This window comes from Halopseudomonas salina, assembly GCF_014637955.1.
Lineage (GTDB): Bacteria > Pseudomonadota > Gammaproteobacteria > Pseudomonadales > Pseudomonadaceae > Halopseudomonas > Halopseudomonas salina.
Window position 1 is genome coordinate 239,114 of record NZ_BMFF01000001.1, and the last position, 23,023, is coordinate 262,136.

Annotated in this window: 25 protein-coding genes; 11 read left to right on the plus strand and 14 right to left on the minus strand. The window is 58.3% G+C overall.

The window, feature by feature from the left end; all coding sequences use genetic code 11:
• Positions 1 to 12: 12 nt before the first annotated feature.
• Genes dsbG through dsbD form a run of 3 tightly spaced genes read right to left on the minus strand, consistent with a single transcriptional unit; the run spans position 13 to position 3,325 of the window.
• Complete coding sequence (gene dsbG / locus IEV54_RS01145; RefSeq protein WP_150277660.1) at positions 13 to 768, minus strand: thiol:disulfide interchange protein DsbG; 756 nt, start codon at positions 766 to 768, stop codon at positions 13 to 15.
• Positions 765 to 1,580: a TlpA disulfide reductase family protein gene (locus tag IEV54_RS01150; protein WP_150277659.1), complete on the minus strand. Its 816-nt coding sequence runs from the start codon at positions 1,578 to 1,580 to the stop codon at positions 765 to 767. Before IEV54_RS01150 ends, dsbG begins: the two co-directional genes overlap by 4 nt.
• Complete coding sequence (dsbD, locus tag IEV54_RS01155) at positions 1,580 to 3,325, minus strand: protein-disulfide reductase DsbD (protein ID WP_150277658.1); 1,746 nt, start codon at positions 3,323 to 3,325, stop codon at positions 1,580 to 1,582. Before dsbD ends, IEV54_RS01150 begins: the two co-directional genes overlap by 1 nt.
• A gap of 151 nt (positions 3,326 to 3,476) precedes the next feature.
• Between dsbD and IEV54_RS01160 the strand changes: the two genes are divergently transcribed.
• Together IEV54_RS01160 and IEV54_RS01165 are read left to right on the plus strand one after the other, a co-directional pair.
• Positions 3,477 to 4,172, plus strand: a complete 696-nt coding sequence (locus IEV54_RS01160; RefSeq protein WP_150277657.1) for a response regulator — start codon at positions 3,477 to 3,479, stop codon at positions 4,170 to 4,172.
• Positions 4,169 to 5,488, plus strand: a complete 1,320-nt coding sequence (locus tag IEV54_RS01165) for an ATP-binding protein (RefSeq protein WP_150277656.1) — start codon at positions 4,169 to 4,171, stop codon at positions 5,486 to 5,488. Before IEV54_RS01160 ends, IEV54_RS01165 begins: the two co-directional genes overlap by 4 nt.
• A 12-nt stretch (positions 5,489 to 5,500) precedes the next feature.
• Here the strand turns inward: IEV54_RS01165 and IEV54_RS01170 are convergent, their stop codons facing one another.
• Positions 5,501 to 6,205 carry a tellurite resistance TerB family protein gene (locus tag IEV54_RS01170; RefSeq protein ID WP_150277655.1) on the minus strand — a complete coding sequence of 235 codons (705 nt, stop codon included), beginning with the start codon at positions 6,203 to 6,205 and terminating at the stop codon, positions 5,501 to 5,503.
• Positions 6,206 to 6,396: 191 nt separating this feature from the next.
• Between IEV54_RS01170 and ilvD the strand changes: the two genes are divergently transcribed.
• Positions 6,397 to 8,073 (plus strand): dihydroxy-acid dehydratase, encoded by a 1,677-nt coding sequence (gene ilvD / locus IEV54_RS01175; protein WP_188434278.1) that lies wholly within the window; start codon positions 6,397 to 6,399, stop codon positions 8,071 to 8,073.
• 28 nt (positions 8,074 to 8,101) lie between these two features.
• On the plus strand, positions 8,102 to 8,419 hold the full coding sequence (locus IEV54_RS01180; RefSeq protein ID WP_150277653.1) for an antibiotic biosynthesis monooxygenase family protein: 318 nt from the start codon (positions 8,102 to 8,104) through the stop codon (positions 8,417 to 8,419).
• On the opposite strand, the gene IEV54_RS01185 is transcribed toward IEV54_RS01180, so the two are convergent.
• Complete coding sequence (locus IEV54_RS01185; RefSeq protein WP_150277652.1) at positions 8,397 to 8,984, minus strand: uracil-DNA glycosylase family protein; 588 nt, start codon at positions 8,982 to 8,984, stop codon at positions 8,397 to 8,399. The genes IEV54_RS01180 and IEV54_RS01185 overlap by 23 nt on opposite strands.
• A 282-nt stretch (positions 8,985 to 9,266) precedes the next feature.
• On the opposite strand from IEV54_RS01185, the gene IEV54_RS01190 reads away from it, so the two are divergent.
• Positions 9,267 to 10,490: a 3-hydroxyacyl-CoA dehydrogenase gene (locus tag IEV54_RS01190; protein WP_150277651.1), complete on the plus strand. Its 1,224-nt coding sequence runs from the start codon at positions 9,267 to 9,269 to the stop codon at positions 10,488 to 10,490.
• An 85-nt stretch (positions 10,491 to 10,575) separates the two neighbouring features.
• On the opposite strand, the gene IEV54_RS01195 is transcribed toward IEV54_RS01190, so the two are convergent.
• The 3 genes from IEV54_RS01195 to purM are packed head-to-tail and all read right to left on the minus strand — an operon-like array spanning position 10,576 to position 13,079.
• Positions 10,576 to 11,295 carry a DUF3108 domain-containing protein gene (locus IEV54_RS01195; RefSeq protein WP_150277885.1) on the minus strand — a complete coding sequence of 240 codons (720 nt, stop codon included), beginning with the start codon at positions 11,293 to 11,295 and terminating at the stop codon, positions 10,576 to 10,578.
• 31 nt (positions 11,296 to 11,326) lie between these two features.
• Positions 11,327 to 12,007 (minus strand): phosphoribosylglycinamide formyltransferase, encoded by a 681-nt coding sequence (purN, locus tag IEV54_RS01200; RefSeq protein ID WP_150277650.1) that lies wholly within the window; start codon positions 12,005 to 12,007, stop codon positions 11,327 to 11,329.
• A 4-nt stretch (positions 12,008 to 12,011) separates the two neighbouring features.
• Positions 12,012 to 13,079 carry a phosphoribosylformylglycinamidine cyclo-ligase gene (gene purM, locus IEV54_RS01205; protein WP_150277649.1) on the minus strand — a complete coding sequence of 356 codons (1,068 nt, stop codon included), beginning with the start codon at positions 13,077 to 13,079 and terminating at the stop codon, positions 12,012 to 12,014.
• 208 nt (positions 13,080 to 13,287) lie between these two features.
• Here purM and IEV54_RS01210 point away from each other — a divergent pair, with 208 nt between their 5' ends.
• Genes IEV54_RS01210 through hda form a run of 3 tightly spaced genes read left to right on the plus strand, consistent with a single transcriptional unit; the run spans position 13,288 to position 16,349 of the window.
• Complete coding sequence (locus tag IEV54_RS01210; RefSeq protein WP_188434279.1) at positions 13,288 to 14,478, plus strand: DUF2066 domain-containing protein; 1,191 nt, start codon at positions 13,288 to 13,290, stop codon at positions 14,476 to 14,478.
• Between the two features lie 39 nt (positions 14,479 to 14,517).
• Positions 14,518 to 15,636 carry an AI-2E family transporter gene (locus IEV54_RS01215; RefSeq protein ID WP_150277647.1) on the plus strand — a complete coding sequence of 373 codons (1,119 nt, stop codon included), beginning with the start codon at positions 14,518 to 14,520 and terminating at the stop codon, positions 15,634 to 15,636.
• A complete protein-coding gene (hda, locus tag IEV54_RS01220; RefSeq protein ID WP_150277646.1) occupies positions 15,636 to 16,349 on the plus strand; it encodes a DnaA regulatory inactivator Hda in 714 nt (237 codons plus the stop codon). The genes IEV54_RS01215 and hda overlap by 1 nt, the downstream gene beginning before the upstream one ends.
• Before the next feature lie 4 nt (positions 16,350 to 16,353).
• On the opposite strand, the gene IEV54_RS01225 is transcribed toward hda, so the two are convergent.
• Genes IEV54_RS01225 through arsC form a run of 3 tightly spaced genes read right to left on the minus strand, consistent with a single transcriptional unit; the run spans position 16,354 to position 17,721 of the window.
• Complete coding sequence (locus tag IEV54_RS01225) at positions 16,354 to 16,761, minus strand: DUF2069 domain-containing protein (protein ID WP_150277645.1); 408 nt, start codon at positions 16,759 to 16,761, stop codon at positions 16,354 to 16,356.
• On the minus strand, positions 16,748 to 17,371 hold the full coding sequence (gene wrbA / locus IEV54_RS01230) for an NAD(P)H:quinone oxidoreductase (RefSeq protein WP_150277644.1): 624 nt from the start codon (positions 17,369 to 17,371) through the stop codon (positions 16,748 to 16,750). Before wrbA ends, IEV54_RS01225 begins: the two co-directional genes overlap by 14 nt.
• Positions 17,368 to 17,721, minus strand: coding sequence for an arsenate reductase (glutaredoxin) (gene arsC / locus IEV54_RS01235; protein ID WP_150277643.1), 354 nt, complete (start codon positions 17,719 to 17,721; stop codon positions 17,368 to 17,370). The genes wrbA and arsC overlap by 4 nt, the downstream gene beginning before the upstream one ends.
• Positions 17,722 to 17,814: 93 nt before the next feature.
• Between arsC and IEV54_RS01240 the strand changes: the two genes are divergently transcribed.
• The 3 genes from IEV54_RS01240 to IEV54_RS01250 are packed head-to-tail and all read left to right on the plus strand — an operon-like array spanning position 17,815 to position 19,812.
• On the plus strand, positions 17,815 to 19,086 hold the full coding sequence (locus tag IEV54_RS01240; protein ID WP_150277642.1) for a virulence factor BrkB family protein: 1,272 nt from the start codon (positions 17,815 to 17,817) through the stop codon (positions 19,084 to 19,086).
• Positions 19,083 to 19,547, plus strand: coding sequence for a TlpA family protein disulfide reductase (locus tag IEV54_RS01245; RefSeq protein ID WP_150277641.1), 465 nt, complete (start codon positions 19,083 to 19,085; stop codon positions 19,545 to 19,547). Before IEV54_RS01240 ends, IEV54_RS01245 begins: the two co-directional genes overlap by 4 nt.
• The gene (locus tag IEV54_RS01250) at positions 19,540 to 19,812 is read left to right on the plus strand and encodes an acylphosphatase (protein WP_150277640.1); all 273 of its coding nucleotides are present in this window, start codon (positions 19,540 to 19,542) and stop codon (positions 19,810 to 19,812) included. Before IEV54_RS01245 ends, IEV54_RS01250 begins: the two co-directional genes overlap by 8 nt.
• A 10-nt stretch (positions 19,813 to 19,822) precedes the next feature.
• Here the strand turns inward: IEV54_RS01250 and IEV54_RS01255 are convergent, their stop codons facing one another.
• From IEV54_RS01255 to IEV54_RS01265, 3 genes are read right to left on the minus strand one after another with little or no spacing between them, the layout of a single operon-like run.
• Positions 19,823 to 20,407 (minus strand): lytic transglycosylase domain-containing protein, encoded by a 585-nt coding sequence (locus IEV54_RS01255; RefSeq protein WP_150277639.1) that lies wholly within the window; start codon positions 20,405 to 20,407, stop codon positions 19,823 to 19,825.
• Between the two features lies 1 nt (position 20,408).
• Positions 20,409 to 21,140: a hypothetical protein gene (locus IEV54_RS01260; protein WP_223825442.1), complete on the minus strand. Its 732-nt coding sequence runs from the start codon at positions 21,138 to 21,140 to the stop codon at positions 20,409 to 20,411.
• Between the two features lie 13 nt (positions 21,141 to 21,153).
• On the minus strand, positions 21,154 to 22,887 hold the full coding sequence (locus IEV54_RS01265; protein WP_150277638.1) for a proline--tRNA ligase: 1,734 nt from the start codon (positions 22,885 to 22,887) through the stop codon (positions 21,154 to 21,156).
• Positions 22,888 to 23,023: the final 136 nt, after the last annotated feature.

The window sequence follows — 23,023 nt, forward strand, 5'->3', positions numbered from 1 at the left end:
CACTGGGCTGTGTTATCTCGGCCCCATGATCTCTGCCAGGCGATCCGGTCGGGGTGCGCCCTGTTGCTGCTGCATGCGTCCCTGGTCATCCTGAAAGAAGATCGCCGGTGTGGCCTGGGCGCCAAGTTGGCTCATCAGATCGTAATTGGCTTTTAGCTGCTGCTCGATCGCCGCCGGGATCGTCTTCATCGCCACAACTCCGTCACCGGACTCATGGTCATGCAATGCCGCCGCGGGATTCTTTGCTGCGAGAATGGTGGCGGATTTGCCGGGGCTGTCTTCACGCAATATGCCGACCATGATATGCCGCAGTTGCACCTTGCCTGACTCTACCCACGGACGTGCCTGCTTCCAGAACATGCTGCAGAACGGGCAGCTGGGATCGGTGAAGGTATAGACCACGCGCTCGGCATCATCAGCGCCATCACCAATCCAGTCGCTGGCTTCCAGCTGCGCCCACATGCCTTTTGCCATGGGTTGATACACCAATTCGTCGAGATGTTTCTGGCTGATATCTGTGCCGTTGGCATCCAGCAGGGTGCCGACCAGTACGTGCTGTCCGTCCTCGGTGAGGTACAGTGCCAGGCCCTGTCCATTGAGTTTGCCGGCAAAACCCTGCAGGCCCGCGGGGGCGTCGAAGCGGCCGACAATGTCGACACCGTGCTTGACGGTAGCGGCAATGGGCGCGGGCCAGTCTTCAGCGCTGGCGAAGGGCGTCAGGGTGAATAGCAGGGCGGGGAGTGCATATTTTGCATGTAGTCGGATCATGGCGTTTCTTCCTCTTTGAGTTTGGCAATCTGGTGGGACAGGCTCGCCGCGGACAGTTCGCCCAGGTGGCTGGCGACCTGCTGGCCTTGTTCGTTGTAAAACAGGGTGGTGGGCAGCGCCTGAGAGCCGACCTGCTGGCCAAACTGACCGCCGCTGTCGAGCAGGACGTTGTGCAGTGTCAGGTCGGTGTCTTGCAGGAAGCGGATTATCTCGCCCTGGCCTTCGCCCTGGTTGATGAAGGCAAAGACAATGTCGGCTTCCCGTTGCTGGGCGTCGGCCAGTACCGGCATTTCACGCCGGCAGGGTGGACACCAGGTGGCCCACAGATTGACCACCAGCGGCCGGCCGTTCAGATCCTCAAGTGATACCTGTTCACCTTCAACGTCGAGCAGCGTCATGTCCGGGAGTTGTGTGCCTTGCTGCAGGGTGTGGAGCATGTAACTGCTCACGCCCCAGAAGATCAGACCGACTGCCAGCGCCCCGCCTAGAGGCAGGCGCAGAGTCAGGTCGCGCCAGGCAAGCCACAGGCCTGCAGCCAGCGCCGCTACGATGCCCGGCCAGATGATGAAACCGCCATCGCGGATGTCGATTACCTGCCAGAGGTCGTCTCTGTAGTGATCGAAATAAAGGGCCACAAACGCCAGGCGGGCGACGCCCAACCCCAGCAGCAGGAGATTGAACAGGTGTTTTTCCGGATTGCGCTCGCGGTGACGCCCCATCCACCAACCGGTCAGCGTCGCCAGAAACAGACTGACCAACATTATGAGATGTGAGCTGGCCATCGCCAGCGGGCCGATATTGACTGTCAGCATTAGCCGTCCTCACGGGTGGTTTGCCACGACTGCATGAATTCACTCGCGTTGACTTCGCCGGTGATGCGGTGGGCGCGTCGCTCCTCGCCATCTGGCCCGAACCACAGAAGGGTAGGCGGGCCATGAATAGCATAGCGCGAGAGCAATTCACGGCTCGCGGCGCTGTTGGTAGTGACGTCCGGTCGCAACAATCTCACGCCATCCAGGCTGGCCATCACATCGGCCTTGCCGAACACGTTCTGTTCCATGATCTTGCAGGACACACACCAGTCTGCGTAGTAGTCGACCAGTACCCATTCTCCAGCTGCCCTGGCGGCGGCCAGTTGCTCATCCAGCTCGGCGGGCGTATCCAGGGTGGTAAAGGCGTCCATATCGCTCTCTGCCGGAGCGGCTGTGGCCGATGCACTATAGACTGCCAAGGGTTGCCAGGGATTGATCGCACCACCGGCAGCGCCCAACAGCAGCGTCAGGCCCCAGACGCCCGCGAGCGTGGCGGCGGTATGCAGCATCGTGCTGTGAGTGCTGCCGCGGGCTGTATGCATCAAGGTGATGGCAGCGCCCAGCAGGAATACGGCTATCAGGCCGAGCCACAGGGAGGCATCCAGCGCCGGCCGAACGATGAACAGGGCCGCGGCCAGGAACACGAAGCCGAATACCACCTTGACCCGGTTCATCCAGGCGCCGGGGCGTGGGAGAAAGCGGGTGCCGACTGTTACCAGCAGCAAAAGCGGCACGCCCATGCCTACACCCAGAGCAAAGAGCGCGAGACCGCCCTGCAGCATGTCGCCAGTCTGGCCGATATACAGTAGCGCGCCTGCCAGTGGTGCGGTCATGCATGGGCCCACCAGCAGGCCGGACAATACTCCGAGCATCGCCGCGCCGCCAAGATGGCCGCCGGTCTGCTTGCGTCCGGCCTGATCCAGTCTGTCCCGAACAAAGGCGGGTAGTTGCAGTTCGAAGAGCCCGAACATCGGTAGCGCAAGCAGGACGAAGAGCCCGGCGAAGCTGCCAACAACCCAGGGTTGCTGCAAGACGGCCTGCAGGTTGCCGCCGATCAGCGCCGCCAGCACGCCTAGTGCGGCATACACCAACGCCATGCTGAATACATAAACAGATGCAAGCATCAGTCCTCGGCGAGGGGTCGCGCCACTGCCCACCACCAGGCCAGCAAGAATCGGCAGCATGGGCAGCGAGCAGGGTGTGAATGCCAGCAATAGCCCCAGCCCGAAGAATAGCGCCAAAGCTACCGGCAGTGACCAGGCCTTAAGATGACCGGCCATGCGCTGGTCTTCGGCCTGCGTATCAGACGCTGGCTCCTGAACGTTGGTACCGATATCACGGCTTTGCGGCGGATAGCATAAACCGGCATCGGCACAGCCCTGCCAGCCGAGCGTGAACGCGCCTGAGTGCTCCGCCGGAATGGTCAGTTGCAGCGAGTCGCGGTACACCTGCGAATCACCAAAGAATTCATCGCTGTAGGCTGTGCCGTCGGGGAGTGTGGGATGGAGTCGGGCATTCAACCCGGAAAAGGTCAGGCGTTCCTGATACAAGTAGTATCCGGGTGCGATGCGCCAGGTCAGCTGTGTTGCACCGTCGTCACTGCGCGTGACAGACAGGTCAAACGCTTCCTCGACTGGGAGAAACTCAGCATTGCCTTCGGTCCCGCTGCTGAGGCTGCCGAAGGCGAATGCCAGGCTGCTCCACAATAGAAAAACAGGTAAAACCGGAAAATGCCGCCACTTCATGTGTTCGGTGCCCCCGCCTGCAGAATGATGTGCTGGAGTATGCATTGGCGGGATTAAGGGCGAATTAACGCCTGTGTGGTTCAGCCAGCAGCTCTTAATCCGCTGTTAATCATTACAATGGATACTGTCAGAAATCCGTAGCGGAACATCCATGCATATTCTCCTTGTCGAAGACGACCCCCTGATTGCCAGCGGCATTGCCGCCGGTCTGGCTGCGCAAGGCATGACGGTGGACCCGGTGGGCACCGCGGCACATGCCGAGGCCATGCTCGGAACAATCGCCTTCGATGTGATGATTCTGGATCTGGGGCTGCCCGACGAGGATGGGTTGTTGTTATTGCGCCGGCTGCGCGCCCGGGAAGTGACCATCCCGGTGCTGGTGTTGACCGCCCGTGATGCCGTCAGCGATCGGGTTGCCGGTTTGCAGGCGGGCGCCGACGATTATCTGGTCAAGCCATTCGATCTGCGTGAGCTGAGTGCCCGGTTGCACGCAATGCTGCGCCGAGCCAGCGGCCGCAGTTCGAATCTGATCAGGCATGGTGTGCTGGTGTATGACCCGGATGCTGCGCTGGCCTGGGTGAACGACACGCCAGTGGAACTGTCGCGGCGCGAACGTGCCTTGCTCAGTACCCTGCTGCTGAACAAGGGCCGAGTGCTGACCGCAGGGCAACTGAAAGACAGCATCTACGGCATGAGCGACGAGCTTGAAAGTAACGCGCTCAACGTGCATATCCACCATCTGCGCCGCAAGCTGGGTAATGACATAGTCGAGACCGTGCGCGGGCTGGGGTATCGCCTCGGTGCGGCGGCGCCTGTCGATCCCCCATTATCCGGTTCGCGACAATGAGCCTGCGCCTGCGTCTGACGCTGATTCTGGGGTCCACTTTCATCATCCTGTGGTCCGTGGCTGCCGCCTGGATGCTGTACGACCTGCGGGCAGAGATGATGCGGTCGCTGGATCAGCGGCTTGCCGCCTCGGCGCAGATGGTGGCTGGTTTGCTGGTACAGCTGCCGCAATCCTCTCAACCGGATACGGGCAATCCCATTACTGCCCAGCGATTGGGCATCCCCGATGGCCTCACCTGTCAAGTCAGCTCATTGCGCGGCGAAGTTATCGCGCGTAGTCACCCCGAGTTGGCGGAGCCCCTCGATGCGCAGCAGACTGGTTTCCGAGACCAGCAGATAGATGGGGTGAGATGGCGTAGCTACACGGTAGAGCAGGATGGCATGCGCATTACCACGGCAGACCGGTTGGATGAGCGCAGAGAACTGCAATCGGCGGTATTGCTGGCAGCGGCATTGCCGGTAGGGGTAGCGTTGCTGGGTACGCTGTTATTGCTCTGGTTTGGCGTGCGCAAGGGGCTGGAACCGCTACGGCGCATGGCTGATGCCTTGCTTGAGCGCGATGCGCAGTCCCTGCAGCCTTTGCAGTTGGCCTCTCTGCCAAGCGAACTCAGACCGCTGCAGGACAGTCAGAACCAGCTTTTCGAACGGATTGCCCATGCCATTGAGCGCGAGCGCCGTTTCACCGGCGATGCGGCCCACGAGTTGCGCAGCCCCCTGACGGCGATCAAGGTGCACCTGCAGGTAGCGGGGATGACATCGGGCGCCGAGTCCGCCAATGCTCTGGCCCAGGCTGAGAAAGGCGCTGATCGTCTGCAGGGCACACTGGAACAGTTGCTCTTGCTGGCGCGGGTAGAGGGTCGGCAATCCTTCGACGAAGGCGCGCAGGCCACAGCGCTGCAGGTCGCCCGTTTGGCAATGCAGGACACTGCTGGCGCTGCAGAAGGTGTGGAGCTACGCGCTGCGGCCACGTTATCGGATCGACCTTTGAACATGCCCCCCGCGCTGGCTACGGTAGCGCTGCGTAACCTGCTGGATAACGCCCTGCGCCACACCGTCAAAGGCACACGGGTGGAGCTCGAGGTCAGCAGCCAGGGCAACTGGGTGCATTTCAAGGTGCGTGATCATGGCCCGGCATTGGCCGACGACAGCGTGATGTTGCTGACTCGGCGCTTCTGGCGGCAGGACACCGGGGGCGGCAGCGGCCTGGGTTTGGCAATAGTGGATGCGATAGTGCAACGCTTTGGCGGCCAGTTGCGATTCAGCAACGGCCCCGATGGGATGCTGGTCACGCTCCAGTTGCCGTTGCTTGCTGTTTAATTCACAAGGGGCTCACCCCAGATTGCTTGCTGCCTGGGTCTCAAGTTCGGTTTTCAGGGCAGGGTCGAGCTTCAGTTGCCGCGCTAGCTCATCCAGGTAGGCGCGTTCCATGTAATTCTGGTCGTCGACCATGACCAGGCTGGCAAGATACATCTCCGCGGCGATCTCCGGCGTGGCAGCCGAGCGAGCAACATCGGCAGGATCGAGGGGCTTGGCCAGTTCCTGGTCGAACCACCGCTTGAGTTCGGAGTCGTCAGTGATCCTTTCGACTTCGCCATCGATCAATACGCGTTCACGATCGTCGATATGACCATCGGCCTTGGCGGCGCCGATGACGGCGCGCAAAATCGCCTGGCTGTGCTGTTCAATCTGGGCGGGCGGAACGCGATCAATCGTCTGGGGTTGACCCGGGCTGGCGCCTCCCTGGATCTGGTTATGGGTTTGCCAATTGCTGTAGGCCTTGTAGGCGACAACACCCAGTGCAGCCAGACCGCCATACATGGCCACCTTGCCGCCCATTTTGCGGGCCTTCTTGCTGCCCATCAGCAGGCTCATTGCGCCGCCGCCCAGTGCGCCTCCCCCGACGCTGCCCAGTAATCCACCCAGCGGTGAACTGCCGCCAGCCCGGCTTTGTGGCTGATTACCGCCGTTGCCCTGATTCTGCAGCATATCCTTCCCGGCATGGAGCAGTTGGTCCAACAGACTGCGCGTGTTCATTTCCACCTCTGATCAGTTTCGTTGGCTTCAGATATTCAAGGCACATCATATAGCTCCCGGGGTTGGACGCGGTAGATGGGCAATCGTTTCCAATGCTTGCTGATTTTCCGCTGGGTCTGAAACCTGGCGCACTCAAGAGTGCTAGGCTGGCAGGAGAATACATCCATCGAATGCCCAGGAAGGAGAACAGCATGGCCGAAGACACAAGGCGCCGACATTCTGCACAAGTGGTCGACGGGGCGGGCAAGGCTCCGGGCCGGGCCATGTTGCGGGCAGTCGGTTTCGAAAGTGAGGATTTTGTCAAACCGCAGGTGGGAATCGCCTCAACCTGGAGCATGGTCACGCCCTGTAACATGCATATCAACCATCTGGCCGAAGTGGCCGGGCAGGGTGTCGATGCGGCGGGTGGCAAGAGCGTCATCTTCAACACCATCACCATATCCGACGGTATAGCCAACGGCACCGAGGGCATGAAGTACTCGCTGGTTTCCCGTGAGGTGATCGCCGACTCGATCGAGGCTGTAGCCGGTTGCCAGGGCTTTGACGGACTGGTCACTATTGGCGGGTGTGACAAGAACATGCCCGGCTGCGTGATGGGCATGGCTCGATTGAACCGACCCTCGGTTTTTGTCTACGGCGGCACCATTCTGCCCGGCGCGGGTCACACCGATATTATCTCGGTGTTCGAGGCAGTAGGCGCCTGCGCCAAGGGTGATATGGATCTGATTGAGCTCAAGCAGATCGAAGAGACGGCGATTCCCGGCCCCGGATCCTGCGGAGGCATGTACACAGCCAATACCATGGCTTCGGCTATTGAGGCGATGGGCATGAGCCTGCCCGGCAGCTCGGCGCAAAATGCCACTTCAGATAGCAAGCTTGAGGACTGCCGGGCGGCAGGGTCGGCGGTGCTCAACCTGCTCGAAAAAGATCTCAAACCCCGCGACATCATGACCCGAAAGGCATTCGAGAATGCGATTACCGTGGTGATTGCCCTTGGCGGCTCGACCAATGCGGTGCTGCATCTGCTGGCAATGGCCAGCACGGTGGATGTCGAGCTGGCCCTTGAGGATTTTGCGCGGATTGGCCAAAGGGTTCCCGTGCTGGCGGACCTCAGGCCCAGCGGCCGTTACATGATGTCTGAACTGGTTGCCATAGGCGGCATTCAGCCCCTGATGAAGATGCTGCTTGATGCCGGTTTGTTACACGGCGAGTGCATGACCGTAACCGGAGCCAGTCTGGCTGAAAATCTGGTTAACGTAGCGCCTTATCCGGCGGACCAGGACATCATTCGCGGGCTGGAGAACCCGATCAAGCGCGACAGCCATCTGCGTATTCTGTACGGCAATCTCGCGCCGGACGGCGCTGTTGCCAAGATAACCGGCAAGGAAGGCACCCGTTTCAGAGGTCGAGCTCGGGTTTTCCACTCGGAGGAAGAGGCGCAAGCCAGTATTCTTGGTGGCACGGTGGTTGCCGGCGATGTGGTGGTCATTCGCTACGAGGGCCCCAAGGGTGGCCCCGGCATGCGAGAAATGCTGTCACCCACCTCGGCCATCATGGGCCGCGGCCTGGGCAGTGATGTGGCATTGATTACCGATGGCCGCTTTTCTGGTGGCAGTCACGGCTTCGTTGTTGGGCATGTTGCCCCGGAAGCGGCTGATGGCGGTCCGATTGCGCTGGTGTTGGATGGCGATCAGATAACCATCGATGCTGACGCTAATACAATCGACCTGCATGTCAGTGGTGTGGAGCTGGAAAAGCGCAGGCTCAACTGGAAAGCGCCGGAGCCGCGCTATAAACGTGGTTTGCTGGCCAAATATGCGCGCACGGTTACCAGCGCCTCGATCGGAGCTGTTACCGATCTGCCATGAAGGGTTTCTGTGAACGGGAGAGGCTGTGATGAAGTTCATTTTTGAAGTGCGGATGAAGCCCGGCTACACGGTGGATGAATACGCCGATGCCTGGATCCAGGCCAGTGAAGTGATTCAGCAAACGCCGGGGGCATTGGGCACCCGGCTGCATCGCAAGATCGGTGAACCGGACGTGCTGCTGGCGATTGCCAGCTGGGAGTCCAAGGCAGCACGCGACGCCAAGGATGACAACCGCGACGAGCTGGTGCGATCCATCCTCGAGAGGCACGCGAGAAACTGTGAAATCACAGTGATAGGCGAGTTCGAGGAGCCTGAGTGGGAGGTTATGCCGCCCGATGTGGTGTGAGGGCGGCAACGCGTTGTTTTAGTGCTGGAATGACTTCGAGCTCGAACCAGGGGTTGCGCTTTAGCCAGATATTATTTCGCGGACTGGGGTGGGGCAGCGGCACACGTTCCGGCCAGTAGCTTCTCCAGTCAGCAACGCGCTCGGTGAGCGGCTGTTTGTCAGCAAAATGATAGGCGTGTGCGTACTGCCCGATGACCAACGTCAACTCCACCAAGGGCAAATGGGATAGCAGCTGTTCTCTCCAGGCCGGCGCGCATTCCGGCCGCGGCGGCATATCCCCTGACTTGCCTTTGCCTGGGTAACACAGGCCCATGGGCACAATTGCTACCTGGGCTGGGTCGTAAAACATCTCCGGGGTCATCCCCAGCCATGCGCGCAGGCGGGCACCGCTTGCGTCGTCGAAGGGAATGCCACTTTCGTGCACCTTACGCCCGGGGGCCTGACCAACGATCAGGATCTTTGCCCGTGGATCGTGTTGCAGCACCGGCCGTGGGCCAAGTGGTAAGCAGGCCTGGCACAGGGTGCATGCTCTTACCTGCTCCAGCAATTGGGTGTGGGCAACCATGGTGATTACTCCGCTGTAATTCTGGTCGATAAAAGGGCTCGAAATATAGCCACAATACCTCTGCAGCCTTTGAGCACATGCTATCAGTGAAACCTTCAGAGGCTCTCTGGTCGAGGCCTGCACTGAATTTATTCACACTGTGAATGGCGCCAATCGAGCTTATTTGTTTCAAATCCGGCGTATTTTTGCGTAATGTATCGGTCCTTGTTTTACAGACTCTGCGGTCATCGTTTCCTTCTGACCGCGCTCGTAATTCCCAACTCGACCAGGAGGTATGCTGCGATGGCTTCTTTTGAAGAAATCAGGAATGTAGGTGTAATAGGTGCCGGCACCATGGGCCGCGGTATCGTGATGAACTTCGTCAATGCAGGCTACCCTGTCACCTGGCTCGACGTTAATGGTGAGATGCTGGCGAAAGGTCTGGAAGACATCGCCAGCGTGTACAAGCGCTCTGTGGCCCAGGAGCGTTTTGATGACGCCGAAGCTCAGGCGCGTCTTGGTCGGATTACCACTACCCAGCAATACGCCGATCTGCAGGATATGGATCTGGTGGTTGAAGCTGTGTACGAGAACATGGATCTGAAGAAAAAGATCTTTGCCGAACTGGACAAGGAAGTGAAAGCCTCTGCAATCCTGGCGACAAATACCTCCTACCTGGATATCGACGAGATTGCTTCGGCCACCAAGCGGCCGGCACAGGTGCTGGGTCTGCACTTCTTCAGTCCAGCGCACATCATGAAGCTGCTGGAAGTCGTCCGCGGTAAGGCGACTGCCCAGGATGTCATGGACGCCTGCCTCGAGATTGGCAAGAAAATTGGCAAGCAGGCCGTCCTGGCTGGCAACTGCCACGGATTTATCGGCAACCGGATGCTGGAAAAGTACTCCCGCCAGTCCCGCGAAGTGGTGCTGGAAGGCTCCACGCCATGGGAAGTAGACCAGGCGCTGCAGGGCTTTGGCATGGCCATGGGCCCTTACCGCATGTACGACGTGGTCGGCATTGATCTGGGCTGGCGCTCACGCCAGCTGGCAGGCATCGGTCGTGGTGAGCCAATCGTATGGCTGGACAACAAGCTGTGTGAAATGGAGCGCTTCGGCCAGAAGAGCGGCCACGGCTTCTACCAGTACGAGAAAGGCAGTCGCCAGGCTATCCACGATCCCGAGACTGACATGCTGGCCCGCGAAGTAGCGGACGAAGCCGGTTACACCCAGCGGGACGTAGGTGCTGAAGAGATCGTCCAGCGCTGCATCCTCGCCCTGGTTAACGAGGGTGCCCGTATTCTGGACGAAGGTTATGCTGAGTCAGCCGAGGATATCGATCGTGTTTATCTGTACGGCTACGGCTTTCCTGCCGAGCGTGGTGGCCCGATGAGCTATGCTGATAACCTGGGGCTGGATGAAGTGCTCAAGCAGATTCGTGCTCTTGAAGCCAGCCAGGGCGAATTCTGGAAGCCTGCTGATGGGTTGGTTCGCCGCGCCGAAGCGGGTGAGCGCTTTACCCAGCAGTAAGTTACAGCTGCCCACAAAAAACCGCGGTGGCCTTTCGGTTCCGCGGTTTTTTTGTGGGTTCTTAAGTGCTTCTATTAGCCTGCTGCTATTCGGCTACAGGGGTACCCACTACCGGCTTGCCGTCGAGCGTAGCCTCCTTGAGCATGATGCGATAATGCTGACCGTCGGTCTCGACTTGGCTCAATCGCACCAGCAGGTAATTCCAATCCTTGGCGAACCACAGGGTAGTCTGGCGCTTGGAATCGGCGTCACGTATCCGCTCGACCTCAACCGCATCAAACTGGCCGGCCCGCGTGGTGACACGATCGTCGCCAACCACCCTGAACTCATACTCGTCGATCTCGTCGCCATCCACAACGCGATAGATCATCTCCGTACGACCAGCCATCAGATCTCGCTGCAGAGCCAGTTGATAGGTGGTTTTATCGAGTAACCCGGGTTCAGTGGCCAGGGTGAAGGTTTCTCCCTTGTGTTCGCCTTTTACCAGCTGGTTTTCCCAGTCAAACACCTGACTTGTCTCGCGGCTGCGACCCAGCCCTTTGCGCTCGTAGTGATAGCTGAGGGGCACTACCCGATCTTCTTCGAGTCGGAGGGTGCTGTTTTCAGAAAGCCTGGCAACGAACATGCCGGCGCTGAAGCTGAGGTTCCAGGTTCCGTCGGCATTCTGCTCGAGGGTGTGAATGGCTTCGCCGTTAACGGGGATTTTTTTCATGTCTGCGGCGTAACTGGCAGTAAATGGTGCAAGCTCTGCGGCTGAGAGTGTAGCCGAGCCAAAACTCAATCCGGCAACCACCAGCCAGCGCATGGTCTGTTGCAGGAAGCGGTGTTGCGACGTGCTATGAGGCATAGGGATCTTCTCGCAGGTCGTTATTGAAATCTTCAAGACTCAGGCCCTCAGGTGCAATAGCTGATCCATCCAGGCAAGCCTGGTCATTGACCAGTCGCAGGCGCCCCTCAATGAACCAGCGCATCGCCAGGGGATAGAGGAGATGTTCTTGCTGTTGCACCCGAGTGGCAAGCGACGCAGGTGTGTCGTCAGGTAATACGGATATTCTGGCCTGAACGATCAGAGGGCCGCCATCGAGCTCCTGGGTGACAAAGTGCACCGTGCTGCCATGTTCGTCTTCTTTGGCATCAAGTACTCGCTGATGCGTGTGTAAACCTTTGTGCTTTGGCAACAGAGATGGATGAATGTTCAATAAAAAACCACGATAGCGCGAAACAAACTTTTCAGTCAGGATCCGCATGAAGCCGGCGAGTAAAATCAGATCGGGCTCGAACTGATCAATCTGCTCGATTAGCACCTGGTCATAGGTTTCACGATCAGCATAAGCCCTGTGGTCTACTACAACGGCAGGGATATTGGCTTTGCGTGCCCGTTCAAGGCCCAGGGCATCGGGACGATTGGATATCACCGCCACGATCTGGCCTTCGTCCGGGTTTACCCTCAGGCCGTCAATAAGTGCCTGCAGATTGGTTCCTGAGCCTGAAATGAGTACCAGAATACGGCAGGTCACTGTGTCAGCGACCCCCGCGGTGCAGAGTGACCGGTTCCGCACCGTCTGCTAGCTGTTCGACGCTGCCGATGATCCAGGGCTCTTCGCCTGCGTCTTTCAGTAACTGCAGGGCACGCTCTGCGTCTTCATGGCCTACACAGATAACCATGCCGACGCCGCAGTTGAGGACTCGGTGCATTTCGTTTTCCTCAACATTGCCCTGTTCCTGCAGCCAGTTGAACACCGCTGGGCGCAACCAGCTATCGAGATCGATGCGCGCGCCGGCGTTGGACGGAAGCACCCGTGGAATATTTTCCAGCAAACCGCCGCCGGTAATGTGAGCCATGGCCTTGACCGCACCTGTCTCCTTTATAAGCTGCAACAACGCTTTGACGTAAATGCGTGTCGGAGCCATCAGCAGCTCGTTCAGGTTTTTCCCGTCCAGCTGAATCTGGTTGATGTCTGCGCCGGATACTTCGATGATTTTGCGTACCAGGGAGTAACCGTTGGAGTGGGGGCCTGAAGAGGGCAGGGCCAGCAGAACGTCGCCGGCCTGAACTCGGCTGCCATCAATGATCTCCGATTTTTCGACCACGCCGACGCAGAAGCCGGCCAGATCGTAGTCTTCACCCTCGTACATGCCAGGCATCTCTGCCGTTTCACCCCCAACCAGAGCACAGCCCGCCAGTTCGCAGCCGGCACCAATGCCGCTGACTACCTCGGCGGCAATATCAATATTCAGCTTGCCGGTGGCGTAGTAATCGAGAAAGAACAGGGGCTCGGCGCCGCAGACCACCAGATCGTTTACACACATGGCCACCAGGTCGATGCCGATGCTGTCATGTTTGCCCAGATCCATTGCCAGACGCAGTTTGGTGCCGACGCCATCGGTGCCCGAGACAAGAACCGGCTGCCGGTATCCCTCCGGTATTTCACACAATGCGCCGAAGCCCCCGAGACCGCCCATGACTTCCGGTCGGCTGGTGCGCTTGGCGACGTGCTTGATCCGGTCAATCAGCGCGTTGCCGGCATCGATGTCGACGCCAGCGTCCTTGTAGCTGATGGAAGGCTTTGGGGGGGTCTGGCTGCTCATGCTGAGATCTCGACGACTGGAAAGGGGGATAGCAACGGCCTTGTTTGGAACCGTTACACTTTAGGTCGCTAGTTTAGCAACATGAGGAGCCGAGAACCATGCTCGCCGAGCGATACCGATACCCAGTTGGTGCCCTTGGTTGCCGGCATGGCGACGCGCGTTTAATGTATGCGCATTATTCATGCTGTCAGGTCCGCGGGAATCTCTCATGTATCAGTTGCGTAGAAATCTGGTTTTGCTGCTTTTGGTTCTGGTGCTCACACCAATAACATTGGTGCATGCAGCGGTACTCGAGGGCTTTTATCGGGTCGAAATACCGCCTAGAGAGGAGCAGGATCGCAGCATGGCCTTGCGTGAAGCCTTCGAGATTATGGTCGCGCGGCAGGCCGGCAGTGGAGCGGTTGATCACGAGGCGGTGTTGGCTGCCATGCAGGATCCACGAAATCTCATGCGGCGAATTGCCGGCATCGAAGAGGGTGGTGTGCGGGTGGAGTTCGAACCGGCTTCCTTGCGTGACTTGTTCACCGAAGCAGGTCTTCCGGTATTGGGGCCCAATCGGCCGACGGTTATGCTTTGGGCGGTAGAGGAATCTGGTCTCGGAATCGAAATGCTTGGTCAGGGCAGTAACTGGGCCGCAGTGCTAGACGAGGCGGCGCAGAACCGCGCAGTAGCCCTGAGTCTACCCCTTGCCGACCTTCAGGACAGGGCGCTGGTAGATGTCCAGAGCATCCAGAAAGGAGAAGGGGAAACGTTGAGGCAGGCCAGCGAGCGATATGATGCCAAGGCCGTGCTGGCGTTGTCCATCGATGAGGGGGCTCAAGGACCGGTATTGGCGTGGCACTGGTGGTTGAACGAGCAGTCCGAGAGCGGGCGCATCTCCGCCGATTCGAAGGCTGCAGCGGCTGATCAACTGATGCTCCTGGTGGCGGATAGGGTATTCGGACAGTATGCCGTTGCTCCATCCAGCGCCGCTGAGGTGTCGACTTGGGAAGTAATTGTTGAAGGAATTGATAGCCTGGACAAGTTTGCCGCCTTGCAACGAACCTTTCAGCAGTTGGGTAGTAGACAGATGCCCAGTGTTCTGAGTATCAGGGGCGACGAGGTACGTTTTGGTCTCGAATTTCCGGGCACTGAGGCGCAGCTGGAGCGTTTGCTGGCTCTGGATCAGCGTCTGCGCCGCATGCCCACCCCGGAGCTTGAAGTGCTCCCCGTGCCCGAACCCCTTCTCGAGCCCCAGGCTGATCAGGTTGCCGATGAAGGTGCTGATGACCAATCAGGCCCCGTTGGAGGTGAGTCTAGAATGCCGGAAAGTTCAGAGGGTGCCGCCTTGGCGGAACCTGAGCCCGAGTTGCAGGAAACTGAACCGACACCTAACAGGATGTTTTTTCGCTGGCGCTAAAGGTGTCGAGCGTTACCCCCTCTTTTCAAGGAACTGGAAATGATCACTGATACCCGTTGGTACTGGGCCGCTGGATTTGCGGTGCTGATGCTGATGATTTATTTGCTGCAGCCCATCTTGCCGCCGTTTCTGATTGGTATCCTGCTCGCCTACCTGGGCGACCCTGCTGTGGTCCGCCTTGAAGCCCGCGGGGTACCACGCATGGCTGGTGTAGTTGTGGTTTTCGCGGCGGTTACGGGTATCTTCGCCGTATTGTTGCTGATCCTCATTCCTCTGCTTATCAATGAAATTGGTATCTTGCGCGACAGTATTCCGGCCATGGTGGTCTGGTTTAACCAGACTGCGTTGCCCTGGTTCGAGTCGCGTCTGAACGTCGATGTCAGCAGTTTCCGCCTTGAGACTGTCACCGACACGATTCGTGAGAATCTGGGTAAGACCGGCGGGATAGTGGGGATTATTCTGCAGCAGGCTACCCGTTCGACCATGGCTTTGCTGACCTGGCTGGTCAATTTGGCCATGATCCCGGTTGTGGCTTTTTACCTGATGCGCGACTGGAAGGAAATCATGCAGCGTATCCGCGGCCTGTTACCCAGACAGCATGAGGGGCTTGCGGTGAGCCTCGTGCGTGACTGTGATGAAGTACTGAGCTCCTTCATCAGGGGGCAATTACTGGTCATGCTTTGCCTGGGCGTTATCTACTCCCTGGGGTTGTGGCTCATCGGGCTGGAGCTTGCGTTATTGATCGGCATGGTTGCGGGTCTGGCGAGTATCGTGCCCTACCTGGGTTTTGTTGTCGGAGTAGGCGCCGCCCTGATTGCAGCCATTTTCCAGTTTGGGGATGTGTTCCACCTGGTTGCCGTCGTCGCCGTGTTCAGTCTCGGGCAGGTGATTGAAAGCACTCTGCTGGTGCCGCTGCTGGTCGGCGACCGCATTGGTCTGCATCCGGTGGCTGTTATCTTTGCCGTATTGGCTGGCGGGCAGCTGTTCGGCTTTGTGGGTGTATTGCTGGCATTGCCGATTGCAGCGGTACTCATGGTTCTGGTGCGGTACATGCTGGGTCGGTACAAGGATTCAAGCGCCTATCGCGATCCTGAGGAAGACATTCTGACTACCGGAGATGGGCAAGCTGTCGCGGAATCCGAGGCTCCCATTCCCTGATGTCGACTGGAAATCCCATACAACTGTCGTTGAGCGTCAAGCTCAGCGACGAAGCCACCTTCAGCAATTTTTACGCCGGGCCCAATGAGCTGGTGGTCAAGGCGGTGCGTGCGCTGGCCGATCCACAAAGCAATCCGGCCGATGACGTTTTATACCTCTGGGGCGCTTGCGGTAGTGGGCGCTCCCACTTGCTCCAGGCCGCTTGTCATCACATGGCCGAGGCAGGCGGGTTGGCGATGTACCTCCCCCTGGCGGACATGATCGAGCATGGACCGGTTCTTTTTGAAGGGATGGAAGAGGTGGACCTGTTGTGCCTGGATGAGTTGGACGCAGTGGTAGGTCATGCACATTGGCAGGAAGCATTGTTCCATCTCTACAACCGGCTGCGCGAGCGAGGCGGACATTTGTTGTTGGCCGCCGATTCACCACCCCGGAGCATGGCGCTTGATCTCCCCGACCTGACTTCGCGTCTCGGATGGGGTCTGGTCCTGCAAATGCAGGCCCTGGATGATCTGGGTAAGCAGGAGGTGTTGAAACTGCGGGCAGAGGGCCGGGGTCTGCAGCTATCGGACGAGGTGGCGCGGTATATGTTGAGCCGGGGCGCCCGAGGTATGGGTGAGCTCTTTGCTGCCCTTGAGAAGCTTGACCAGGCGTCCCTGCAGGCCAAGCATCGTCTGACCATTCCCTTCGTCAAGCGCATCATGGACTGGTAGTTGCTCAGCCGGCCTCTCTCACTCGCTTGGCCTGAAAGCCCCACCGCACGTAGCCCATCGCTGGAATGAAATACAGCAGGCTGAAGCCGACCAGTAATGAACCGTAGATCAGTCGTCCGGGCTGAAAACAGACTAGCACTCCGTAGATAAAGTACAGGTTGATGGCAAAGCACAGCCAGGCATGTGCTCGCACATTGCCCATGACGATGCCCGGCATGAAAATCAACAGGGGTACCAGCAGAGTGCCGATTATGACCAGCGGGTTGGCGCCATGCAGATCCGCAAACATCGCATTATAAACAAGCAAAGTGACAATCACCGCCAGATAGCCGATCAGCGAGAGTATTCTGGTCAGGCGCATGCGCGGCTCGAGATATTCCAGAGGCGGCAAGGGTTTTTCAGCTTTGGACATGGGTAGCTCCGGCATGCAACTTGTGGGTCAGGGAGGCAACGCGTTGACCAAGGGCTCGGCATAATGCTGATTCATGGGCGTCGAGTGGACGAGATCCGTCGGTGCCTGCGTGATGGCTTGCACCATAGGGCGTACCGCCGCCCCGGGTTTCCGTGAGTTCCGTATTGGTGTAGGGCAAGCCTACCAAAAACATTCCGTGGTGCAGCAGCGGTAACTGCATGGACAACAAGGTGCTCTCCTGGCCACCATGCAGGCTGGCCGTCGAGGTGAACACGGCTGCCGGCTTGTCGGTCAGGCTGCCAGCCAGCCAAAGGCTGCTGGTGCCATCGATGAAGTACTTGAGCGGGGCAGCCATGTTCCCGAATCGGGTAGGACTGCCGAGGATCAACGCAGAGCAATCGCGCAGATCGTCTTCCGTGCAGTACACCGCACCCGATGCAGGTACGGCGGGGCTGGTGGCCTTCGTCTCGGCTGATACTTCCGGGACGGTCCGCACGCGGGCCTCCAGGCCAGTCTTTTCCACTCCCTCGGCGATCAGGCGGGCCATTTTTGCGGTGGCACCGTGGCGGCTGTAAAACAGGACCAGAACGTAGGGCGCGTTGTGGCTCATGCAAACAGCTCCAATACCTTTTCCGGAGGGCGTGCAAGTACGGCCTTGCCGTTGCGTACCACTATCGGGCGCTCGATTAGCCTCGGGTAATCAGCCAGCGCCTGGACCAGCTGTGCTTCACTGAGTTCGGGATTGCTCAGGTTCAGCTCCTTGTAGGTGTCTTCGTTCTTGCGCATCAGATCGCGTGCGCCCATATCCAGCATGGTCAGTAGTTCGCTGATTGACGCGTTGTCCAGAGGTGTCTTGATGTAATCGATTATTTCTGGTGCTTCTCCCTGCTCTTCAAGCAGTGCCAGCGTCTGGCGGGATTTCGAGCAGCGAGGGTTGTGGTAAATACGTGCTACGGACATGGGAGTCTCCGTTCCTGTGAGCGGGGCCGGTGGCTTATGCCGGGTATGGGGTTTATTCTAAGCGCTAACTCTTCTGGCTGTCAGGGTATCTGGATGTCGCCAAGACTCAACCTGTTACTGCATTTTTGCCGTTACCTGTTTAGACGCTTCAGCGAGGACAACTGTGTCAAGAACGCAGCAGCGTTGACCTACACCACCTTATTTGCCGTTGTGCCCGTGATGACGGTCAGCTACGCGATGCTGGCGGCTATTCCAGCCTTTGATCAGGTGGGCAGTCAGGTAGAGGATTTCATCTTCAGCAACTTTGTGCCTTCTACTGGTGACACCTTGCGCGAGTACCTGAGTCAGTTTTCCGATCAGGCCCGCCAGCTCACCGGTGTGGGTGTAGCGCTGCTGCTGATTACGGCACTACTGATGCTGCTGAATATCGAACGCGCATTCAATGCGATCTGGCGCATCCGGCAGGCCAGGCGTGGCGTATCCAGTTTTCTGCTGTATTGGGCGGTACTCAGCCTGGGCCCTCTGCTGTTAGGGGCCGGCTTTGTGGTGAGCACCTACCTGACGTCACTCAATTTCTTTGATACGGGCGCGGCTATCGACACCCTTACCCGTTTGATGCTGGGTTGGCTGCCGCTGATCTTGAGTATCGCTGCATTTACGCTGGTATACGTGGCTGTACCCAATACGCGGGTGCCCCTGCGTCATGGCCTGGCAGGAGGTGTTCTCGTAGCGCTGCTGTTTGAAGGGGCTAAAGCATCTTTCGCATTGTACGTGGCGCTGTTCCCCGGGTATCAATTGATCTACGGCGCCTTTGCTGCTTTTCCCCTTTTTCTGCTGTGGATTTACGTCAGTTGGCTGATCATTCTGTTTGGCGCCGAACTGGTAGCCAATCTGGGAAACAGCAATGCCTGGCAGCGCCCGATGCTTCCGGGCTTGCTGAGCATGCTGGGGCTGCTGCAGGTGTTCCTGCAGGCGCACAAGCGTGGCGATGTGGTCGACTTGGGTAGAGTCAACAATGCGGGCTGGGTCATGCACGAGGAGCTATGGCTGGAGCAGACAGAATGGCTGGAATCCGAACGAATAATTGCCCGGGCCCAGCATGGTGGATATGTTCTCAGCCGGGATCTGGACCAGATGGAGCTCGCGGAGCTGTTTGCCCGTATGCCCTGGCCAGTTCCCAGCACAGTCGAGCTCCCATCCCGTCTGCACTCGAATGCACCCTGGTACCCGGCATTACTTGATTCTTTGGGGCGTCTTGAGGATCAGCGCAGGGAGACTCTGGGGGGTAGCGTCAAGAGCTGGCTGGTTGCCGAGATGGCGCCGGATGAATTGAGCGCTCGCGCGCCTGATGAGGTAACAGCATGAAGCATCAAATCAAGGCGTGGGTTATTTTGACGTCTCTGCTGGCCCTGGTAGCCTGCACTCAACCCCAGTGGATCGATCACAGGGGCGCATCGGTGCGCGCAGCAGACCTCGAAGGTCGATGGGTGGTGGTCAACTATTGGGCCGAATGGTGTGCACCCTGTCGGGAGGAGCTGCCGGAATTGAATTCACTGTCGCGGGCTTCTGACCAGGTTGTGGTTCTGGGTATTCACTTTGACGCTTATCAGGGGGAAGAGCTGCGTGCGCTCAGTGAAGAAATGGATATCGGTTTTTCCGTTGTAGGCCATGATTTTGCCGAGGCTTACGGACTGGCCTTGCCGCAGGTTCTGCCGACCACTTATGTCATCAATCCTCAGGGTACCCTTTCACATACGCTCCAGGGACCGCAGACCGAGCAGGAGCTGATGGCCCTGTTACCTACAGGTGGAGTAGAAAATGACTAGGCTAAGTGTTCAGGGGTTTGTACGAGGCAAGGTTCAGGGTGTGGGCTTCAGGCATGCCACGGTCCAGCAAGCCAACCATTTGGGCGTGGATGGCTGGGTCAGGAACCGGGACGACGGCTCGGTTGAGGTGATGTTGTGCGGTGAGCAGCGTAATGTCGAGGCATTGGCGCAATGGCTGCGTGAGGGGCCTTGTGCTGCGCGAGTCGATTCGGTCGACCTTGATGCCTGCATCTGGCAGGACATCGCCGGCTTCGTACAGCTGTGAGCCTTGGCTTTCACTCGTTGACGTACCAGTAGCTGTACCAGTAATCGATAACCCGATCCGGGTATTTCTGGCTCCCCAGGCTACCGTTGTAGCGAGCAAGTCCGCGTCGCAGGTTACCTTTCTCCTTGTCCAGATAATATTTGAGGATGGTGCACCCGTAGCGCAGGTTGGTCGCCAGATCGATCAGGTTGTCTTCGGGCCGCCCCAGTTCATGCTTCCAGAAGGGCATGACCTGCATCACTCCTTGGGCCCCCGCTACCGACAAGGCATACCGGTCGAAGAGGCTCTCAGCGTGAATGAGGGCCAGTACCAGGTCAGGCTTCAGACCTGCGCTGCTGGAGGCCTGATGTACCAGACGCAGGAACTCGAGCCTCTCCTGTTCATCCGGCAGGTAGGGTGCCATGCGCGCCGACATGTCGACCAGCCAGACCTCCGCATCGAAACGATCATCAAAGCTGCTTGAGCGCGCCACCGTTTCTGCCAGCAGTGCCTTTAGCTGTTGATCAACCACTTCAGGGTCCTGAGCTTGCACGGGCCCTGCCAGTCCAAGCCAGCCTGCCAAAACCAACGCCACTATCCCTGTGCGTATTGCCATATCAGGGTCGGCTGTTAATTTCCAGTGCCTGGATGAATTCACCCTGCAGCATCGGATCGCCGGTGGTCAGGAGAATGAGCATGTTTTCCAGTTGATTGGATTCAACGTCCAGACCCAATTCAGCCAGGCGCTTGACCCTGTAAGCCCACTGATCCACGTCATCTTCTTCCAGGTTGTCATATATCAGCGCCACAGCTTCATGCAATTTGCTGCGCAAATCACGACCCACCAGCAGGTTTACCTCGCCACGCACGGCCTGATCTGCCTGGGCGCTGAGCTGAATGACTCTGAGGTTCTGGTAATCAAGATCCAGAAATCCATCGTTCAGCAGGTTCAGCTGCAGATGCCCGTCCTTGTCTGTGTACAGGGTTGTCTGGAAGTTGCCAGCAATGACCACGATGGGTTTTTCGGCCCAGGGCAGACTTTGATATTCCTCTCTTGTGTCCAGTAAGTTGCCGTGACGGTCGAAGTAATCAACCTGATAAAATAACTGCTCGGTGACACGCACCTTGCGCTGCGGCAGCGCCATAACGGCTGAATCGCCTATGTCGATCTGCACAGTATGGCTGACCAGGTCACGATCCACTCGATCGCGCGCATACTCCGTCTGCGGTGCCTGCGCTGCACAGCCCGTCAGCAGTACGCTGGCGAGCGTTGCGATTGCTTTGAAACCAGGCTTCAAACGTTCCCTGGAAAGCGGTAGTGTCCATAGCCGTGGCGAAATGATGTGCATAGCTTTTCTCTTCTCAGGCCTTTGCGGTGCTTTGCACCAGAAACGCGAGAATATCCTCGACCTTGATGTTACGAGCCTCGCTTTCCCGGCGATATTTGTACTCGACCTGGCCTTCGTCCAGGCCGCGGTCGCCAATGACGACCCGGTGCGGAATGCCAATCAGATCCATATCGGCAAATTTGACGCCAGGGCTGACTTTTTTGTCCCGATCGTCGAGAAGCACATCGATTCCAGCGCTCTGTAGCGCGCTATACAGCCGCTCGGTTTCGGCCTTGACCTGTTCGGAGCTTTCCATTTTCAGCGGCACCAGGGCTACCTGGAAGGGAGCAAGGGCGTCGGGCCAGATAATGCCGCGCTGATCATGATTCTGCTCGATTGCAGCAGCCACAACCCGTGAAACACCGATGCCATAACAACCCATGCTCAGGGTGCTGGCTTTTCCCTGCTCATTGAGCACGGTGCAGTTCATTGCTTCGCTGTATTTGCGGCCCAGCTGGAAAATATGACCTACCTCGATGCCTCGTTTGATAACTAGTGTTCCCTGGCCGTCCGGACTCGCATCGCCTTCAACGACGTTACGCAGATCGGCTATCTCGTCATACTTTGCATCACGCTCCCAGTTAACCCCCGTGAAATGGCTGCCATCCTGATTTGCACCGCATACGAAATCCGCAAGGTGCGCAGCTTCGTAATCGGCTATGACCTTGACCGTCAGGCCTACCGGCCCGATCGAACCGGGTCGGCAGCCGATGGCTTGCAGGATCTGCGCTTCACTGGCGAAGGTAAGAGGTGCGTGAATGGCCGGATGCCTTTCCGCCTTGATTTCGTTCAACTCATGATCGCCGCGCAGAACCAGCGCGACCATGGGATGCTGCTTGCTTTCTCCGGCTTCGCCCAGAACGACCAGGGTTTTTACGGTCTGGGTAGCGGGTAGCCCGAGGAAATCGCAAACGGCCTCGATGGTGAACTTGCCGGGGGTCTCCACCAGGGTTTTTTCGGCATTGGCGGTCGGTCGCTCGCCCTGCGGTGGCAAGGCAGTCGCCTTTTCCATGTTGGCTGCGTAGGTGCCGGTATCCGAGAATACAATTGCATCCTCTCCGGAGTCAGCGAGCACGTGGAACTCGTGGGAGCCTTCTCCACCTATGGACCCGTTATCAGCGACCACCGGGCGGAAATTGAGTCCGAGTCGTGTAAAAACGTTGCAATAGGCCTGGTACATACCCTGGTAGGTCTGTTCCAGCGAGCTTTGATCCAGGTGGAAGGAGTAGGCATCCTTCATGACAAATTCGCGGGCACGCATCAGACCGAAGCGTGGGCGTATCTCGTCACGGAACTTGGTCTGGATCTGGTACATGTTCAGCGGTAGCTGCTTGTAGCTGCTGATTTCAGTGCGAGCGAGATCAGTTATGACCTCTTCGTGGGTGGGACCCACACAGAACTCGCGATCATGACGGTCTTTCAGGCGCAACAGTTCGGGGCCGTATTGCTCCCAGCGCCCGGATTCCTGCCAGAGTTCTGCAGGCTGAATGGCGGGCATCAGGATTTCCAGGGCGCCTGCGTTGTTCATTTCCTCGCGAACGATGTTTTCGACCTTACGCAGAACCCGCAGGCCCATCGGCAGCCAGGTGTAGAGACCCGATGCGATCTTGCGGATCATTCCCGCACGTAACATCAGTTGGTGGCTGATGACGGTGGCGTCAGCGGGTGTTTCCTTGAGCGTTGAGATCAGATATTGGCTGGTGCGCATGGGGCAGTAGATCCTGAGGCGATTTGAGCAGTGACCATATTGTACGGTTGTGACCAGTTGGCGTATAGCCCGCACCGGACCTGGGATTTTTCGATCGGGCATAAAAAAACCCGGCCGAAGCCGGGTTTTCTGTTTC